15 protein-coding genes are annotated in these 18,004 nt (G+C 60.9%); 2 read left to right on the top strand and 13 right to left on the bottom strand.

Features of this window, described 5'->3' with window-relative positions:
- Window positions 1–42: 42 nt before the first annotated feature.
- The 12 genes from PspS35_RS25375 to dksA form a co-directional block, all read right to left on the bottom strand.
- Window positions 43–912: an oxygenase MpaB family protein gene (locus PspS35_RS25375; protein WP_159937270.1), complete on the bottom strand. Its 870-nt coding sequence runs from the start codon at window positions 910–912 to the stop codon at window positions 43–45.
- Between the two features lie 16 nt (window positions 913–928).
- Window positions 929–2,866 (bottom strand): acetate--CoA ligase, encoded by a 1,938-nt coding sequence (gene acs, locus PspS35_RS25370; protein WP_159937269.1) that lies wholly within the window; start codon window positions 2,864–2,866, stop codon window positions 929–931.
- Between the two features lie 106 nt (window positions 2,867–2,972).
- Entirely contained in the window at window positions 2,973–4,637 is a 1,665-nt protein-coding gene (gene pgi, locus PspS35_RS25365; protein ID WP_032884731.1) for a glucose-6-phosphate isomerase, read from the bottom strand.
- A gap of 214 nt (window positions 4,638–4,851) precedes the next feature.
- A complete protein-coding gene (gene panC / locus PspS35_RS25360) occupies window positions 4,852–5,700 on the bottom strand; it encodes a pantoate--beta-alanine ligase (protein WP_159937268.1) in 849 nt (282 codons plus the stop codon).
- The gene (gene panB / locus PspS35_RS25355) at window positions 5,697–6,497 is read right to left on the bottom strand and encodes a 3-methyl-2-oxobutanoate hydroxymethyltransferase (protein ID WP_159937267.1); all 801 of its coding nucleotides are present in this window, start codon (window positions 6,495–6,497) and stop codon (window positions 5,697–5,699) included. Before panB ends, panC begins: the two co-directional genes overlap by 4 nt.
- 214 nt (window positions 6,498–6,711) lie before the next feature.
- Window positions 6,712–7,221 (bottom strand): 2-amino-4-hydroxy-6-hydroxymethyldihydropteridine diphosphokinase, encoded by a 510-nt coding sequence (gene folK, locus PspS35_RS25350; protein ID WP_159937266.1) that lies wholly within the window; start codon window positions 7,219–7,221, stop codon window positions 6,712–6,714.
- Between the two features lie 2 nt (window positions 7,222–7,223).
- Complete coding sequence (locus PspS35_RS25345; protein WP_159937265.1) at window positions 7,224–8,633, bottom strand: polynucleotide adenylyltransferase PcnB; 1,410 nt, start codon at window positions 8,631–8,633, stop codon at window positions 7,224–7,226.
- 697 nt (window positions 8,634–9,330) lie between these two features.
- A complete protein-coding gene (locus tag PspS35_RS25340; protein WP_159937264.1) occupies window positions 9,331–10,758 on the bottom strand; it encodes a sigma-54 dependent transcriptional regulator in 1,428 nt (475 codons plus the stop codon).
- A 22-nt stretch (window positions 10,759–10,780) separates the two neighbouring features.
- Window positions 10,781–13,735, bottom strand: a complete 2,955-nt coding sequence (locus PspS35_RS25335) for a sensor histidine kinase (RefSeq protein WP_174244839.1) — start codon at window positions 13,733–13,735, stop codon at window positions 10,781–10,783.
- On the bottom strand, window positions 13,719–13,895 hold the full coding sequence (locus tag PspS35_RS25330; protein WP_003176118.1) for a hypothetical protein: 177 nt from the start codon (window positions 13,893–13,895) through the stop codon (window positions 13,719–13,721). The genes PspS35_RS25335 and PspS35_RS25330 overlap by 17 nt, the downstream gene beginning before the upstream one ends.
- A 62-nt stretch (window positions 13,896–13,957) precedes the next feature.
- Window positions 13,958–14,845 (bottom strand): tRNA glutamyl-Q(34) synthetase GluQRS, encoded by an 888-nt coding sequence (gluQRS, locus tag PspS35_RS25325; protein WP_159937262.1) that lies wholly within the window; start codon window positions 14,843–14,845, stop codon window positions 13,958–13,960.
- 84 nt (window positions 14,846–14,929) lie between these two features.
- Window positions 14,930–15,373 carry an RNA polymerase-binding protein DksA gene (gene dksA, locus PspS35_RS25320; RefSeq protein WP_159937261.1) on the bottom strand — a complete coding sequence of 148 codons (444 nt, stop codon included), beginning with the start codon at window positions 15,371–15,373 and terminating at the stop codon, window positions 14,930–14,932.
- A gap of 319 nt (window positions 15,374–15,692) precedes the next feature.
- On the opposite strand from dksA, the gene PspS35_RS25315 reads away from it, so the two are divergent.
- Complete coding sequence (locus PspS35_RS25315; protein ID WP_159937260.1) at window positions 15,693–16,865, top strand: pyridoxal phosphate-dependent aminotransferase; 1,173 nt, start codon at window positions 15,693–15,695, stop codon at window positions 16,863–16,865.
- Window positions 16,865–17,575: a DNA/RNA nuclease SfsA gene (sfsA, locus tag PspS35_RS25310; protein WP_159937259.1), complete on the top strand. Its 711-nt coding sequence runs from the start codon at window positions 16,865–16,867 to the stop codon at window positions 17,573–17,575. Before PspS35_RS25315 ends, sfsA begins: the two co-directional genes overlap by 1 nt.
- Here sfsA and PspS35_RS25305 read toward each other — a convergent pair.
- Window positions 17,572–17,889, bottom strand: coding sequence for a Rieske (2Fe-2S) protein (locus PspS35_RS25305; RefSeq protein ID WP_159937258.1), 318 nt, complete (start codon window positions 17,887–17,889; stop codon window positions 17,572–17,574). The genes sfsA and PspS35_RS25305 overlap by 4 nt on opposite strands.
- Window positions 17,890–18,004: the final 115 nt, after the last annotated feature.

Here is an 18,004-nt window from a genome sequence, read left to right as displayed (position 1 = left end):
CTGTAAATGAGGGCGCGAAGTTTACCAGCTATGGGGCCTTGCCTACATCAACCCCATCCGTCGGTGTGCACGCTGTACCGAACCATTGCGCATCGCCCAGCGCAGCAGCGGGGCGCTGCGCTTGACCCCGGCGCGGATCATCTGGCGTTGCATCGGGTTCTGATGTTGACCGAGCATCGCGCTGGCCCAGTCCGGCAGCAGGTCGATCCCGGCCTGCATCATCAGGGCGCCAAACGGCTTGGCCAACGTGCTGGGCGAGGGCGCGTTTAACAGCAGGCGCAGGACTTCGCGGCTGCGCTCGTCACAGAGCAACTGTGGACGTACGTGTTCCAGATAGTCGCAGATCTCCTGCCGTGAGCGTGGCACATGCCGCGCCCCCAAGCGTTGCGCCACCAGCGCGATCTCGCTGTAGTAACGATCCTGGTCGCGCCCCGAAAGCGTCGGGTTGCGATAGCGCAAGTGCGCGGCCAGAAAGTTGCTCACCTCGGCCACATGCACCCAGGTCAGCAGGTCTGGGTCGCTCGCCGCATAAGGCCGCCCATCCGGCGCATGGCCGACCACCTGCAGGTGAATGGTGCGTACTTTTTCAATCAACCAGTCGGCGTCTTTACGCGAGCCGAAGGTGGTGCCGGAAATGAACTGAGAGGTGCGCCGCAAGCGCCCAAGCATGTCCTGGCGGAAATTCGAATGGTCCCACACGCCCGCCAGGGCCAGCGGGTGCAGGGCTTGCAGCATCAAGGCGCTGATACCGCCGATGAGCATGCTGCTGAAGTCGCCATGCACCTGCCAACTGACCGAGTCCGGCCCGAACAGGCCTGGATCGCCTTTGGGGTTCTCCAGGTCCAGTTGGCCGAGTGACAAGCCGGTGAGGCTCATCAGCTGGTTTTCGATACGGCTGCGGATAAATTCCATGGCGACTCAGGTTTTCCTAGCGGTTCAGGCGTTTGTCGATCAGGCCGTCTACCACGCTCGGGTCGGCCAGGGTCGAGGTATCACCCAGGCTGTCCAGTTCGTTGCAGGCGATCTTGCGCAAAATCCTGCGCATGATCTTGCCGGAGCGGGTTTTCGGCAAGGCCGGCGCCCATTGGATCAGTTCCGGCTTGGCAAAGCTGCCAATTTCCTTGCTGACCAATTCCAGCAGGTGATTTTTCAGCGCATCGCTGGGCTCCACGCCATTCATCGGCGTGACGAAGGCGTAGATGCCCTGGCCTTTGACATCGTGGGGGTAACCCACCACGGCGGCTTCGGCGACCTGGTCGTGCAGCACCAGCGCGCTTTCCACTTCGGCGGTGCCGATCCGATGGCCAGACACATTGATCACATCATCGATACGCCCGGTGATCCAATAATCACCGTCTTCATCGCGGCGCGCGCCGTCGCCGGTGAAGTAGTAGCCGGGGTAGGGTTTGAAATAGGTGTCGATCATGCGCTGGGGATCGCCGTAGACGCTGCGAATCTGCCCCGGCCAACTGGCCTTGATCGCCAGTACGCCGCTGCCGGCGCCGGTGATGACCTTGCCTTGTTCATCCAGCAGCACTGGCTGTACACCAAACATTGGCTGGGTAGCGCAGCCCGGTTTGATCCGCTGCGCGCTGACCAGCGGGCTGAGCATGATGCCGCCGGTTTCGGTCTGCCACCAGGTATCGACGATCGGGCAGCGCTGCTCGCCGACGGCGTTGAAATACCAGTCCCAGGCTTCCGGGTTGATCGGCTCGCCCACGCTGCCCAACAACCGCAGGCTGGCGCGGGAGGTGTTTTCCAGCGGGCCGTGGCCCTCGCGCATCAAGGCCCGCAAAGCGGTTGGTGCGGTGTAGAAGATATTCACCTGATGTTTATCGATGACCTGCCAGAAGCGCGAACTGTCCGGGTAGCTCGGTACGCCCTCGAACATCAGCGAGGTAGCGCCATTGGCCAGCGGGCCGTACACGATGTAGCTATGGCCGGTGACCCAGCCCACATCGGCGGTGCACCAGAACACTTCGCCGTCGCGGTAATCGAGCACGTACTTGAAGGTCATCGCCGCTTGCAGTAGATAGCCGCCGGTGCTGTGCAGCACGCCTTTGGGCTTACCGGTGCTACCGGAGGTATAGAGAATGAACAGCGGGTCTTCGGCGTCCATTGGCTCGGGCGGGCAATCGTCGCTCGCCGCGTCTACGGCCTGCTGGTACTTGAGGTCGCGGCCTTCGCTCCAGTTCACGTCGGCACGGGTGCGTTGCACCACCACCACGGTGCTGACATTCGGGCAACTGGCCAGGGCCTTGTCGACATTCTGCTTCAAGGCCACCGGTTTTCCGCCGCGCACGCCCTCATCGGCGGTGATCACGGTACGGCAGTCGGCATCCAGGATGCGGTCGCGCAGGGCGTCCGGCGAGAAGCCGCCAAACACCACCGAATGCACGGCGCCAATGCGTGTGCAGGCCAGCATGGCGTAGGCCGCTTCCGGGATCATTGGCATATAGATGCACACGCGGTCGCCTTTCTTTACGCCACGGCTTTTCAGCACGTTGGCCAGGCGGCAGACGTTTTGGTGCAATTGGCGGTAGGTGATGGTGGAAGATGTTGTCGGATCATCGCCCTCCCAGATGAAGGCCGGCTGATCGGCGCGTTGCGCTAGGTGACGGTCGATGCAGTTGTAGCTGACGTTCAGTTGGCCACCGGCAAACCATTGGGCGGCGCCCGTGTGGATGTCCGAGTGTTGAACGGTGTGCCAGGGGGTGACCCAGTCGAGAAAAGCCTTGGCCTGTTCGGCCCAGAAGGTGTCCGGCTGTTCGATGGATTGGCGATAGAGGCGTTGATAGTCCTCTTGACTGAGTTGCGCAGCCCGGCGGACGGCATCGGCGGTGGGAAACGTGCTGATATCGAACATGAGCGATCCTTATTCTTGTTTTAGCGACAAGTCATAAAGATGCACCCTGTGTGGGGTGGGTTCAAGGCCAACGTCCAAACGGGCGTTGGCCTTGCAAGTACCTGGATCAGCCGCGGTGACGGCCGCGGAAGTAGTTGATCAGGCCCTGGGTCGAAGCGTCTTCGGCCAAGGTTTCTTCGGCGCCGGTCAGGCGGTTGTAGACGCCCTTGCCCAGCTCTTTGCCCAACTCCACGCCCCATTGGTCGAAGGCGTTGATGCCCCAGATTACGCTCTGCACGAACACCTTGTGTTCATACATCGCTACCAGCGCGCCGAGGCGACGCGGGCTGATGCGCTCCACCACCAGGGTATTGCTCGGACGGTTGCCCGGGATCACCTTGTGCGGCGCCAGCTTCTGCACTTCGTCTTCCGGGATGCCCTTGTCGCGCAGCTCGGATTCGGCTTCGCTACGGGTCTTGCCGAGCATCAGCGCCTGGCTCTGGGACAGGCAGTTGGCGTACAGCCACTGATGGTGGTCGGACACCGGGTTGAAGCTGACGATCGGCACGATGAAGTCGGCCGGGATCAGTTGGGTCCCCTGGTGCAGCAACTGGTGGTAAGCATGCTGACCGTTGCAGCCCACACCGCCCCAGATCACCGGGCCTGTGTCGGTGGACACCGGTTTACCGTCCTGGCGCACGCTCTTGCCGTTGGACTCCATGTCCAGCTGTTGCAAGTGCTTGGTGATGTTACGCAGGTAGTGGTCATACGGCAGGATCGCATGGCTCTGCGCACCCCAGAAGTTGCCGTACCACACACCCAGCAGGCCGAGCAGCACCGGCATGTTCTGTTCGAACGGCGCGTTCTGGAAGTGCTGGTCCATGGTGTAGGCACCGGACAGCAGTTCCTTGAAGTTGGACATGCCGATAGCCAGGGCGATTGGCAAACCGATGGCCGACCACAGCGAGTAGCGGCCGCCGACCCAGTCCCACATCGGGAAGATGTTTTCTTCGCGGATACCGAAGGCCACAGCCGCTGCGTTGTTGCTCGATACGGCGATGAAGTGGCGGTACAGCTCGGCTTCCGAGCCACCCTGGGCCAGGTACCAGGCGCGGGCGGCCTGGGCGTTTTTCAGGGTTTCCAGGGTGTTGAAGGATTTCGACGAAACGATGAACAGCGTGGTCTCGGCGCGCAGTTTCATGGTCAGCTCGTGGAACTCGCTGCCATCGATGTTCGCCAGGTAGTGGCAGCGCACGCCTTTATGGGCGTAGGACAGCAGCGCCTCGGACACCAGTTCCGGGCCGAGGAACGAGCCACCGATGCCGATGTTCACCACGTCGGTGATCGGCTTCTCGGTGTAGCCGCGCCACAGACCGTCGTGGATGCGGCCGACCAGGTCGGTGATCTGGTTCAGCACCTTGTGCACGTCCGGCATGATGTTCACGCCGTTGACCGACAGCTTGTCGCCCACCGGGCGGCGCAGGGCGGTGTGCAGGGCAGGGCGGCCTTCGGACGAGTTGACCGGCTCGCCGGCGTACAGCGAGTTGATCGCGTCCTTGAGGCCGACTTCCTTGGCCAGGCCTACCAGCAGGTCGCGGGTTTCGCTGGTGATCAGGTTTTTCGAGTAATCGAGGAAAAGCCCACAGCTGCTCAAGGTGAACTGGGAAAAACGCTGGGGATCGGCATTGAACGCTTCGCGCATGCTGAAATCCTGCATGGCTTGGCGATGTTGATTGAGCGCTTGCCAGGCGGGCAGAGCGGTAACGTCATGAGGGGTGCGGTAGTACGCCATCGCTGCGGGTTTCCTTTTATTACGGGGACTGCCTTTAGGACACTTCAAAGCCCGGAACGTCCAGTCTTGTCTCAAGGTTTGGGTTCCAGACAGCGCTAACCATAGCGCCGGGCGATTACATTAAACCTAGCGTGTCGATATGTCTTGGCTTTGTCTGCGCTGTGGCCGGTACTTTTTTATACCGGCACAGCGATCAGGGCAACAGGCGGGGTGTTCAGAGGTTCAGATGCAGGTTGTCGATGAGGCGGGTCGTGCCCAGAAAGGCGGCTACCAGAATCACAACGTCCTGATCTTCAGGTGTGGCCGGGCGCAGGTGCACACCCTGGCGTACTTCGAGGTAGTCCAGGCGCAGCCCTGCAGCTTCGATCTGCTTGACCTGTTCGGCGCGTAATGCGGCGAAGTCGTGGTCACCGCCTTTGATGGCTCCGGCAATCTGGCTGAGGCTGCGGTACAGCACCGGCGCGATTGCGCGTTCTTCTTCATTGAGAAAACCATTGCGCGACGACAGCGCCAGGCCATCGTCGGCGCGAACGGTCGGTTCGCCGATGATCTGGATCGGCAGGTTCAGGTCGTGGACCATGGCGCGGATCACGGCCAGTTGCTGGTAGTCCTTCTGGCCAAACACGGCGATGTCCGGCTGGACCATGTTGAACAGCTTGCTCACCACCGTCGCCACCCCTTCGAAATGCCCGGGACGGCTGGCGCCGCACAAGCCCTCGGACAGTTGCGGGACGCTGACGCGGGTCTGGCCGGTCATGCCGCCGGGGTACATCTCCTCGACGGTGGGCGCGAACAGCAGGTTGCAGCCGGCTTGCAGGAGTTTTTCCTGGTCGGCGGCGAGGGTGCGGGGGTACTTGTCCAGGTCTTCACCGGCGCCAAATTGCAGCGGGTTGACGAAGATGCTCGCGACGACAAAGTCGGCCTGCTGCACAGCCTTGGTCACCAGGGTGGCGTGGCCGCTGTGCAGGTTGCCCATAGTGGGCACGAAGCCGATGCGTTTGCCGGCCTTGCGGGCGTGAGCGACGGCGGAGCGGAGTTCACGTACGGTTCTTACGGTGTTCATGCAGAGAATCCGTGTTCGGCGCCCGGGAAGGTCACGCCTTTGACTTCGGCGACGTAGGCGCTCAACGCAGCGTGGATGCTGTCCTGGCCGGTCATGAAATTCTTCACGAACTTGGGCACGCGGCCGGTAATCGACAGGCCGAGCATGTCGTGCAGCACCAGCACCTGGCCGTCGGTGGCCGAGCCTGCGCCAATGCCGATCACTGGCACTTTAACGGCCTGGGTGATTTCTGCCGCCAGTTCGCTGGGCACGCATTCGAGCAGGATCATCGCCACACCGGCTTGTTCCAGCGCGATGGCATCGGCACGCATCTGGCGCGCCTGGGCTTCGTTGCGACCTTGTACCTTGTAACCGCCGAGGATATTCACCGACTGTGGCGTAAGGCCCATATGCGCACACACCGGCACGCCGCGTTCGGCCAGCAGGCGAATCGACTCGGCGAGCCATACGGCACCTTCCACTTTGACCATGTGCGCACCGGCGCGCATCAATTTGCCGGCGTTGACGAAGGTCTGTTCGACGGTGGCGTAATCCATGAACGGCAGGTCGGCGATGATGAAAGCGCCGTCGTTGCCGCGTTTGACGCTGGCAGTGTGGTAAGCCAGTTCATCGGTGGTGACGGGTAGGGTGCTGTCATTCCCTTGAAGAACCATGCCCAGGGAGTCGCCTACCAGTAACACTTCAACCCCGGCCTGGCAGCTGGCGTGGGCGAAAGTGGCGTCATAGCAGGTCAGCATGGTGATTTTTTCACCTTTGAGCTTGAGGCTCTGCAAGGTGGTCAGGGTAATGTCTGGCATGAAAAGGGTCCTCGTTCAGGCGCTTGGAAACAGCGAGTTACGCGCGTGAGTCTTCGTTTATACAGGCGCACTGTCTTGAGAGCAGTGCTTATAAGGCCTGGATTGCGCCCTTCAGCGCCGGGTTGGCGGCAGCGGGACGCCTATAGTCGTGAGGAGGACACGGGAAGTCAATTGGATGTGTTACCGCATTGTTACGAGGACGGTGTTACCGCTGTTACTGATGCGATTCAGCCGTGGGCGCGGCTTGAGTCACGCGTTCCAGGCCGACGAATGGGCAGGCCGCGAGCAAATCGCGGAGCGTTTGACCGTCGGGCAGTTGCAGGGCGGCGGGCGCCACTTCGGCCAAGGGGTACAGCACGAACGCGCGCAGGTGCATCTGGTAGTGCGGCACCTTGAGGCGCGGCTCGTCGATCAGGTGATCGCCAAACAGCAGGATATCCAGGTCAAGCGTGCGCGGGCCCCAGCGCTCAAGGCGTTCGCGGCCCTGATCGTTCTCGATGGCTTGCAGCGCATCCAGCAACTGCAGCGGCGCGAGGTGGCTGTCCAGGGCAGTAACCGCATTGGTATAGCGCGGTTGGCCTGGGAGCAGGGAATCACTTTGATAGAACGCTGACACACCGGCGACGGTGGTGCCGGGCAATTGCGCCAGCGCGTCGATAGCGCTGCGCAATTGCTGTTGCGGGGCAGCCAGGTTGCTGCCCATGCCGATATAGACCCGTTCCACGTTTATTCGCCTGCAGCGCCCGAGGCATCGGCGGCGCTGCGTTTGCGCTTGCTGCTGCTGCTGCTGCGACGACGCTTTTTAGGCCCTGTGCCTTCGCCATCGCCTTTGCTGCCCAGCTCACGAATCATCTCGCGGCGTTCGCTGTCATTGGCGTCCTGGTAGTCGGTCCACCATTCGCCCAGGCCGTCGGTTTGCTCGCCGGCGCTTTCGCGCAGCAGCAAGAAGTCATAGCCGGCGCGGAAACGCGGGTTATCCAGCAGCAGGTCGGCACGTTTGCCGCTGCGGCGCGGCAGGCGTTCCTGCATGTCCCAGATCTCGCGGATCGGCATGGTGAAGCGCTTGGGGATCGCGATGCGTTGGCACTGCTCGGTGATGAGTTCGTGCGCGGCTTCCTGCATGGCCGGGATCGGCGGCATGCCACGGTCCTGCAGGCGCAGTACGCGTTTGGGCAGGGCCGGCCACAACAGGGCGGCAAACAGGAACGCCGGGGTGACCGGTTTGTTCTGCTTGATGCGCAGGTCGGTGTTGATCAACGCTTCGCTGATCAATGTGTGGGTATAGGTCGGGTTGTGCTCCAGTGCTTCGGCGCTGGCCGGGAACAGCGGGTCGAACAACTCCAGGTCCACCAGCATCTCGAAGGTGTCGGCGGCGTAGCCCGAGAGGAACAGCTTGAGCACCTCTTCGAACAGGCGTGCGGACGGGATTTCCCGCAGCATCGGTGCCAGCTCGCGAATCGGCGCGGCAGTGTGTTTCTCGATACCGAAGTTGAGCTTGGCGGCAAAACGCACCGCCCGCAGCATACGCACCGGGTCTTCCTGATAGCGTTGCGTCGGGTCGCCGATCAGGCGGATCAGGTTGTTGCGGATATCGTGTACGCCATTGGCGTAATCGAGGATGCGCTCGCTGACCGGATCGTAATACAGGGCGTTGATGGTGAAGTCGCGGCGCTGCGCGTCTTCTTCCAAGGTGCCGTAGACGTTGTCGCGCAGAATGCGCCCGCTTTCGTTGCGTGAAGACTGATTGGTGTCTTCCTCTTCATCGTTTTGCGGGTGGCCGGCGCGGAACGTCGCGACTTCGATGATTTCGCGACCGAAGTGGATGTGCACCAACTTGAAACGACGGCCGATGATGCGCGCATTACGAAACTCAGCGCGAACCTGCTCAGGCGTGGCACTGGTGGCGACGTCGAAATCCTTGGGCGTGATATTGAGCAGCATGTCGCGTACGCACCCGCCCACCAGATAAGCCTGGTAGCCGGCGTTCTGCAGGCGTTCGACGATATTCACCGCATAACGGCTGAATTGAGCGCGTTGCAGCGAATGTTGGCTGCTATTGAGCACTTCAGGCGTGCTGCGAATGTGTTGCGTACGACGCAAGGGAGAACGGAATGACTGGAACAACTTCTTCAGCATGGGATGCACTGTTTGAAGGAATGTTCGGCCATAACGAAGAATGACCGCATGATGGGCGGGGATTCTAGCATTTAGTCAGGGGATGGTGTAGGAACAAGCTACAGGCCTTGCGCCATAAGCCTTGAAATGCCAAATGCCGGAAACTACAAGGGGAGCCGAAGCTCCCCCAGAAGTAGTTGCGTGCTCTATTTTTATTATTGGTTTCGGGCTTCTTGTTTTTGTTGATCGCCCTCGCCATGAAGTTTCACCTTCATGACACTCCCAATCGGGAGTCAAGAGCAAACGGATTGCTTTGGTCGCTGTGTTGCTGATCTATGATCCAACCAGTTCAGGCTCTGCCTTAGGGCAGTTTTTGTTGTTCTCGGCCTGGTTGCGGGGCAAGCCCCAAATGCAACGCCTCTCCAAAAGAATCAGTTAGCTGCGCCTCCGCCGTGTTGTTTTTGTTATGCGTGAGTCGATTCGTCTTATTTTTATTGTCTTGTACAAAGCTTGTTATTGTTTTTGTACTAAGCATATAGCAGGGTGCGTGCCAACTTTTGCGGCGCCCAGTAAAACCGGGGGTTTGGGGTGGTTTTCGGTTTATGAGGGGCCAAAAAAAGCCGGGGCTTCGTTACCGTAAGCCCCGGCTTTTGTTACGCGAAAAATCAGCGGTAACAGTTTTTTCACATCTGCGGGTGTTACCTGTGGGGGCGAGCCCTCAACTTTCGCTGGCCACACCGGTCTTGCGCCGTGGAATGCCCAGGCGCTGGCGGCGTTCCCATAGGCACTTGCGGCTCACGCCCAGTTTGCGTGCCAGTTCGGTCTCGGTCATGTGGTCCTGATGCTCAAGGACAAAATGCTGGAAGTAATCCTCCAGTGACAAATCCTCAGTCGGCTCATGGCTGGTATTGCTACCGCCCTGTTGCGGGGCCAGGCCAATGAAGTCGTCGTCTTCCAGGTCACTGAGCTCGATATCGATGCCCAGCAGTTCGGCGGAAATTTCCGGGCTCTCCGAGAGAATCACCGCACGTTCTACCGCGTTCTCCAGCTCACGCACGTTACCCGGCCACGAGTAATGCCGAATGGCCTGCTCGGCGTCCGGGGCAAACTTCAGGTCGGTACGGTTGATCCGCGCACTCTGGCGCAGCAGGAACGCGTTGGCGATCTCATTGACGTCCGGACCACGCTCACGCAGGGCCGGCAGCTTGAGCGCAATAACGTGCAGGCGGTAATACAAGTCTTCACGGAACTGGCCGATCTTGGCCAAGCTCTTGAGGTCGCGGTGGGTGGCCGCGATCAGGCGCACATCGACCTTCTGCGATTGCACCGAGCCGACGCGACGAATCTCGCCTTCCTGCAACACACGCAGCAATCGCGCTTGTGCTTCAAGTGGCAGTTCGCCGATCTCGTCGAGGAACAGTGTGCCGCCGTCCGCCGCCTCCACCAGGCCCGCACGCCCGGCGCTGGCGCCAGTGAACGCGCCTTTCTCGTGGCCGAACAGTTCGGACTCGATGAGGGATTCGGGGATCGCCGCGCAGTTCACCGAAATCATTGGTGCCTTGGCGCGCTTGGACAGGTTGTGAAGGGCGCGGGCCACCAGTTCCTTGCCGGTGCCTGACTCGCCCTGGATCAACACATTGGAGTCGGTAGGCGCGACTTTGCGGATCTTGCTGTACAGATCCTGCATCGGTGGGCACGAGCCGATGATGCCGATCTCGCCGTTGCTGTTATCGACGCCCGGTTTGTCGGCGGTTTTGCCGGCCGGGCGTTGCTCGGCTGGCGCACTGCTGGCCGACTGACGGTCACGCAGGATGCGCGCCACGGCCTGGAGCATTTCATCGTGGTCGAAAGGCTTGGCGATGTAGTCCACCGCGCCCATCTTCATGGAGTCCACCGCCGAGCGCAGGCTGGCGTAGCTGGTCATGATCAGCACCGGCGTGCCCTGGCCAAGCTTGATCAACTCGGTGCCAGGCGCGCCAGGCAGGCGCAGGTCACTGACAATCAGGTCGAACGTGGGAATGCTGAAACGCTCTTGCGCTTCCTGCACTGAGCCGGCTTCGCTGACTTGGTACTGGTTACGTTCAAGCAGGCGACGCAAGGCAGAGCGGATAATGGTTTCGTCTTCGACGATCAAAATGTGCGGCATTGATTCAATTCTCTCGACGGTCTCAGTTCACAGCGGACGTCGCTTCGACATGACGCGGCAAGGTCACCCGAATACGGGTGCCGCGTTGGCTTTCGGTGTCAGCCGGGCTGTCGATGGTGATTTGTCCATAATGCTCTTCAACGATGGAATAGACCAGTGCAAGGCCCAGACCGGTGCCTTCACCTGGATCCTTGGTGGTGAAGAAGGGTTCGAACAATCGGTCCATGATGTTCTGTGGAATGCCGCTGCCTTCATCTTCGACGATCAGATCGACCGTGTGTTCGAAAGCCTCGGTCTTGACACGTACTGCGCCACCGGCCGGCGTTGCGTCGCGGGAGTTGGACAGCAGGTTGATGAGCACTTGGGCCAGGCGTTGGGAGTCGCCATCGACCCAATGATCGGGGTCGCACAGGTTGAAAAACTGTACTTCGAAATTGCGCCGGTTCAAGGCGAGCAGCCCAATGGCGTCCTGCGCCACTTCGGCCAGGCACACCGCTTCGTCCTGATTCTGGTGGGCGCCGGCATGGGCGAAGCTCATCAGCGACTGCACGATGCGCGACACCCGTTTGGTCTGTTCGAGGATTTGCCCGCTGATCTCGGTAATTTCGCCATCTTCTTCGCGCTCTTCGCGCAGGTTTTGCGCCAGGCAGGCGATACCGGTGATCGGGTTGCCAATCTCATGGGCCACGCCCGCCGCCAGGCGGCCAATGCTGGCCAGGCGCTCGGAGTGCACCAGTTTGTCTTCGAGCATTTGGGTTTCGGTCAGGTCTTCCACCAACAGCACCAGGCCGCTGTTACCGGGAGCGAGGGGCTCGTCGATAGCCGCTTTGTGCAGGTTGAGCCAGCGGGTCTGGCCGTCGAGCGCCAGGTGCTGCTTGTGCAAATGTTCATCGGGCAGGTTGATAAAACCTTGCAACAATTCTTTCCACGGTTCGCCCAGGGTGTTCAGGCGCGAACCCACGACCCGCTGCGCGGCGATGCCGGTGAGTTCTTCCATCGCCTTGTTCCACATCAGGATCTCCTGATCCTTGGCCAGGGAGCACACGCCCATCGGCAATTCCTGCAGGGTCTGGCGGTGGTAGCGGCGCAGGGCATCGAGCTCGGCGGCGAGGCCGGTGAGGCGCGAGTGGTAATCCTCCAGCCGGCTTTCGATGAAATGGATGTCTTCGGTCACGTAGTTTTCGCCGCCGGCCTTGTAGGGCAGGAAGGTCTCTACCATGTCTTGGGACACGCTGGGGCCCATCAGGCCGGACAGGTTGGCTTCGATGCGGTCGCGCAAACGGCGTAGCGCATACGGGCGGCGTTCGTCGAACGGCAGGTACAGATCGCGCAGCGCTTGCTCGACTTCCTTTTGTGCGGCCTTGGCGCCCAGGGGCTTGGCCAATTGCGTGGCGAACTCCTGGGGCGAGGCCGCATGCAGTTCGCGGCGTTGCGGGCGACGTACGTTATCCACCGCACAGGCTTCGGCGGCGCTGGTTTCTTCGGGGCTGGCGTTGGTGAACAACGAGATCAGGGTGAACATCAGCACGTTGGCGGCCAGGGAAGCAATCGCTGCCATGTGCCAGCTGGTGTCATCCAGCACGTAGATCATGTTCAGCAGCGGGATGTAGAAGCCCTGCAGGTTGCCGACCAGCGGCAGCAGCATGGTCACGATCCACACCAGGATCCCAGCGAGCAGCCCGGCAATGAAGCCTCGGCGATTGGCCGTCGGCCAGTACAGCACCGACAACACGCCCGGCAAGAACTGCAAGGTGGCGACAAACGCGACGATACCCAGGTTGGCGAGGTCTTGCCCGGCGCCGAGCAGCAGGTAGAAACAGTAACCGGCCATGATGATCGCGACGATCAGCGCGCGGCGTGTCCACTTCAGCCAGCGATAGATATTGCCCTCCGCCGGTGGCTGGTACAGGGGCAGCACGAGATGGTTGAGGGCCATGCCCGACAGCGCCAGGGTGGTGACGATGATCAGCCCGCTGGCGGCCGATAAACCGCCGACATAGGCGAGCAGTGCCAGGGCCGGACTGTTGGCGGCAATGCCGATGCCGAGGGTGAAATATTCGGGGTTGGTCGTTGCGCCCAGCTTGAGGCCAGCCCACAGGATCAGCGGCACCGCCAGGCTCATCAGCAGCAGGAACAGGGGCAAGCCCCAACTGGCGCTGACCAGTGAGCGGGGGTTGAGGTTCTCGGTGAATGTCATGTGATACATGTGCGGCATCACGATTGCCGAGGCAAAGAACACCAGCAGCAGCGTACGCCACGGGCCTTCCTGCAGCGGCGTGTGCAGAGCGGCGAGGGCGGTCTGGTTTTGCAGCAACCAAAGCTCAAGTTGTTGCGGGCCGTCGAACACGCCGTACAGCGCATACAGGCCGACGCCGCCAATGGCGATCAGTTTGATCACCGACTCAAAGGCAATCGCAAACACCAGGCCTTCGTGTTTCTCGCGGGTGGCGATATGGCGTGAGCCGAAGAAGATCGTGAACAGGCTGATCAGCGCACAGAAGGCCAGGGCCACGCGATGCTGCACCGGCTCGCGGGTGAGGATGCTGATGGAATCCGCCACGGCCTGGATTTGCAGGGCCAGCAACGGCAGCACCCCAATCAGCATGAAAACCGTGGTCAATGCGCCGGCCCAGGTGCTGCGAAAGCGGAAGGCAAACAGGTCCGCGAGGGACGACAGCTGATAGGTGCGGGTGATCTTCAGGATCGGGTACAGCAACACCGGTGCCAGCAGGAATGCGCCGGACACGCCCAGGTAGCTGGAGAGAAAACCGTAGCCGTATTGGTAGGCCAGGCCCACGGTGCCATAGAACGCCCAGGCGCTGGCATATACGCCGAGGGATAGGGTGTAGGTCAGCGGATGGCGAATGATCGCCCGCGGAATCATTCCGCGCTCACTGATCCAGGCGACGCCGAACAGCGCGGCCAGGTAGGCGGCGCTGATCAGCAGCATCTGGGTGAGGCTAAAGCTCATCGGCATCTTTTTGGCTCTGCAGGATGAAGGTCACGACGATCAGGATCAGCCACAGCAGATAAGGCCGGTACCAGGCGCCCGTGGCGTCGATCCACCAATCCATGATGGCGGGAGAAAACAGGTAGATCCCGACGACCAGCAGCAGGACCAATCGATAGATGTACATGTTGGCCTCTGATTAAAAAACTGCGGCGATGGTAACGGATGCTTGGCAAGCTGCAAGCGCCTTCAGCTCAATTGCGCTTCAGCCAGTGTGAGTGTGCGCGGGATCAGCGTGGCATCCCAGTGCTGGATGCCCCAATCCAGCAGTTCCCGTGGGCTGGCGTGGAGCAATTCGCTGCCGGGTTGCTGGCCGAGGGCGCGCAGGGCTCTGAGCAGCAGAGGCGTGGCCTGGTCTGGCGTCAACGGCGGCGAACGGTAGGACTTGCCCAGTTTGTTACCGTCCGGCTGGACGATCAGCGGCACGTGCAGGTAGCGCGGTTGGCGCAGGCCCAGCAGTTCCTGCAGGTAGAGTTGGCGCGGGGTGGAGTCCAGCAGATCGGCGCCCCGCACGATATCGGTAACACCTTGCCAGGCATCGTCCAAAACCACGGCGAGTTGATAGGCATAGAGGCCGTCACGGCGACGAATGACGAAATCGCCTGCTTCGCGCCCGAGATGTTGTCGGAATTCGCCCTGCACGCGGTCGGTAAAGTGGTACTCCAACTCAGGAACACGCAAGCGGATAGCCGCGTCTTGCTGCTCGTGACCGGCATTGCGGCACAGGCCGGGGTAAATCCCGTTGTAGGGTTCCAGTTGTTTGCGTGAACAGGTGCAGGCGTAGGCAAGGCCGTGGTTGAACATGTCGTTCAGCACTTTGGCGTAGGCCTCATGCCGTTCGCTTTGTCGGACCAGTTCACCGTCCCATTCAAAACCGTAGCTTTCCAGGGCATGCAGGATCGCCGCCTGAGCGCCGGGTTCTTCGCGAGGTGGGTCGAGGTCTTCCATGCGCATCAGCCAGCGGCCTTGGTTGGCGCGGGCATCGAGGTAAGACGCGAGGGCGGCGACCAGGGAGCCAAAGTGCAAGTGGCCGCTGGGCGTGGGGGCGAAACGCCCAATATAGGTAGAGGCTGTCATGGGCCGGATACTACTGGAAAATCGGTAAACCCCAGAAACAAAAATGGAGCGTTTGCACGCTCCATTCGTCCAGCTCGGCAGGGATTACTTGCCGGTCTGTTTTTCCTTGATTTCCGCCAGGTTCTTGCAGTCTACGCACATGTCGGCAGTAGGGCGGGCTTCCAGGCGACGAATACCAATCTCGACGCCGCAGGTTTCGCACCAGCCGTATTCTTCGTCCTTGATCAGTTGCAGTGTCTTGTCGATCTTCTTGATCAACTTGCGCTCGCGATCACGGGCGCGCAGTTCAAGAGCGAACTCTTCTTCCTGGCTGGCACGGTCGGCCGGATCAGGGAAGTTGGCTGCTTCGTCCTTCATGTGGTCAACGGTACGGTCGACCTCCTGCATCAAGTCCTGTTTCCACTTGTTCAGGATCTTGGTGAAGTGCTCGCGCATGGGCTCGCCCATGTACTCCTCGCCCTTTTTTTCCACGTAGGGTTCGAAGCCGCCGAGGCCTTGAGTCTGCTGTTGCTTTGCTTGGGTGGACATGAATAGACCGCCTCTCACTCTTCTAATCCATTGCGCAGGATTGCAACGTCACCGACACCTGCCGGCCCTGCGGCTGCAAGCGGGCGAACTTACCAGATAGATTCGGGGTGCGCCACTCCCGGTTGTCGAGCCTGTCGCGTCGGGGTTGCAAACTGCAGCAGCCCGTCGTGGCTGGGTATGTTTCGGCCCGAATGTTGATTTTAGTCGTTTTGCGCGTGCTTGCCTGGGCCGCTCGGGTGGCCAGGCAGGCAATAGAACATGTTTTACCGCGCGGGTTCGGTAGAATCCTGATTTTGTCCTCACCGTTAAAGGAAGGCTAATGGCTCAGCCCTACAGTGCGCGCAGTCGCGCCATCGAACCTTTTCATGTCATGGCGTTGCTGGCGCGCGCTAATGAGCTGCAGGCCGCCGGCCATGATGTAATCCACCTGGAAATCGGCGAGCCGGATTTCACCACGGCAGAACCGATCATCCAGGCCGGCCAGGCAGCGCTGGCCAATGGCAAAACCCGATACACCGCGGCGCGCGGCCTGCCGCAGTTGCGTGAAGCTATCAGCGGGTTCTACCAGCAGCGCTACGGCTTGAGCGTGGATCCCGAGCGTATTCTCATCACCCCCGGCGGTTCCGGCGCATTGTTGTTGGCCAGCAGTCTGCTGGTGGACCCCGGCAAACACTGGCTGTTGGCCGATCCGGGTTACCCGTGCAACCGGCATTTTCTGCGACTGGTGGAAGGCGCTGCTCAACTGGTGCCGGTGGGCCCGGACGTGCGTTATCAACTGACCGCTGATCTTGTGGCCAAGCATTGGGACCAGGACAGCGTGGGCGCGCTGGTTGCCTCCCCGGCGAATCCCACCGGTACGATCCTCAGTCGCGAGGAGTTGGCTGGGCTTTCCAGCGCCATCAAGGCGCGGAACGGCCATCTGGTGGTGGACGAGATCTACCACGGCCTGACCTACGGCACCGAGGCCGCCAGCGTGCTGGAAGTCGACGATGACGCGTTCGTTCTAAATAGTTTTTCGAAGTATTTCGGCATGACCGGCTGGCGCCTGGGCTGGCTGGTAGCGCCGCCGGCTGCGGTGGGCGAGTTGGAGAAGCTGGCGCAGAACCTTTACATCAGCGCGCCCAGCATGGCCCAGTATGCGGCGCTGGCCTGTTTTACCCCGCAAACCCTGAGCATTCTGGAAGAGCGCCGCGCCGAGTTTGGCCGCCGTCGCGACTTCCTGCTGCCGGCCTTGCGCGAACTGGGTTTTGGCATCGCCGTAGAACCGGAAGGGGCGTTCTATTTATATGCCGATATCAGCGCGTTCGGTGGAGATGCCTTCGCGTTCTGCCGCCATTTTCTCGAGACCGAGCACGTTGCTTTCACGCCTGGATTGGATTTTGGTCGCTACCAAGCGGGGCACCATGTGCGTTTTGCCTACACGCAAAATATCGATCGGTTACAGGAGGCGGTCGAACGAATCGCCCGTGGCTTAAGGAGCTGGCAAGGCTGATGCGTTTTCATCCACCCCTTGAGGAAGGCCGGCTGATTCGCCGCTATAAGCGTTTTCTCACCGATATCGAGACGGTCACCGGCGAGTTGCTGACCATTCACTGCCCCAACACCGGCTCAATGCTCAATTGCATGGTCGAAGGCGGGCAAGTCTGGTTCAGCCGCTCCAACGACCCCAAGCGCAAGTTGCCCGGCACGTGGGAAATTGCCGAAACGCCCCAAGGTCGCTTGGCGTGCGTGAACACGGCACGCGCCAATCAACTGGTCGAAGAGGCATTGCGTGCGGGCGTGATCACTGAGCTGAACGGTTTCACCGCGTTGAAGCGCGAAGTGCCTTACGGTCAGGAGAAAAGCCGTATCGACTTTCGCCTGGAATACCCCGAGGGCGCGGCTTATGTGGAGGTCAAAAGTGTCACCCTGGGCTTTGACGACACCCGGATTGCGGCGTTCCCCGATGCGGTGACCCAGCGCGGTGCCAAGCACCTGCGGGAGCTCGCACACCTGGCGCGTGAAGGTGTGCGGGCGGTGCAGTTGTATTGCGTCAACCTGTCGGATATTGATGCGGTACGCCCGGCGGTGGAGATCGACGCCGCCTACGCTGCAGCCCTGCGCGAAGCCAAGGCCGCTGGCGTAGAGGTGTTGGCGTATGGCGTACGTGTTACATCCGAGCAAGTGTGTGTGGACCGCCGCCTGGACGTACTGCTCGACTAGAGATCCACCCACAGGCCTTGTTCGTCTTCGCGGCCACGCAGGGCCTTGAGGCTTTTGCCGGAGCAAGGCCCGGCAATGCACTCGCCGCTTTCGATCAGGAACAGCGCGCCGTGGGTGGCGCATTGGATCAGGCTGGCGCTGTCGTCGAGGAACTGGTCGGGTTGCCATTCCAGCGGGATGCCCCGATGCGGGCAACGGTTGATATAGAAGTAGGCAATGCCGTCCCTGCGTACCGCGAGCAATTTGCAGCCATCGACTTCAAAACCGCGGCTGCTGTCTGGCGCAAGGGTCTCGGAGGGGCAGAGAAACTTCATTTCAATCCTTAAGTGCCTTGACGTTCAAATGCAAACAATTATCAAATGCCGGCTTCGCCCGTTAGCTGACCGGGTGCTCAGTTCGATGCCATGCAGGGCTTACCTGTCACATCAA

The sequence above is a fragment of the Pseudomonas sp. S35 genome (genome assembly GCF_009866765.1).
In the GTDB taxonomy this organism is placed as follows: domain Bacteria; phylum Pseudomonadota; class Gammaproteobacteria; order Pseudomonadales; family Pseudomonadaceae; genus Aquipseudomonas.
This window is presented reverse-complemented; position numbering and strand designations above follow the sequence as displayed.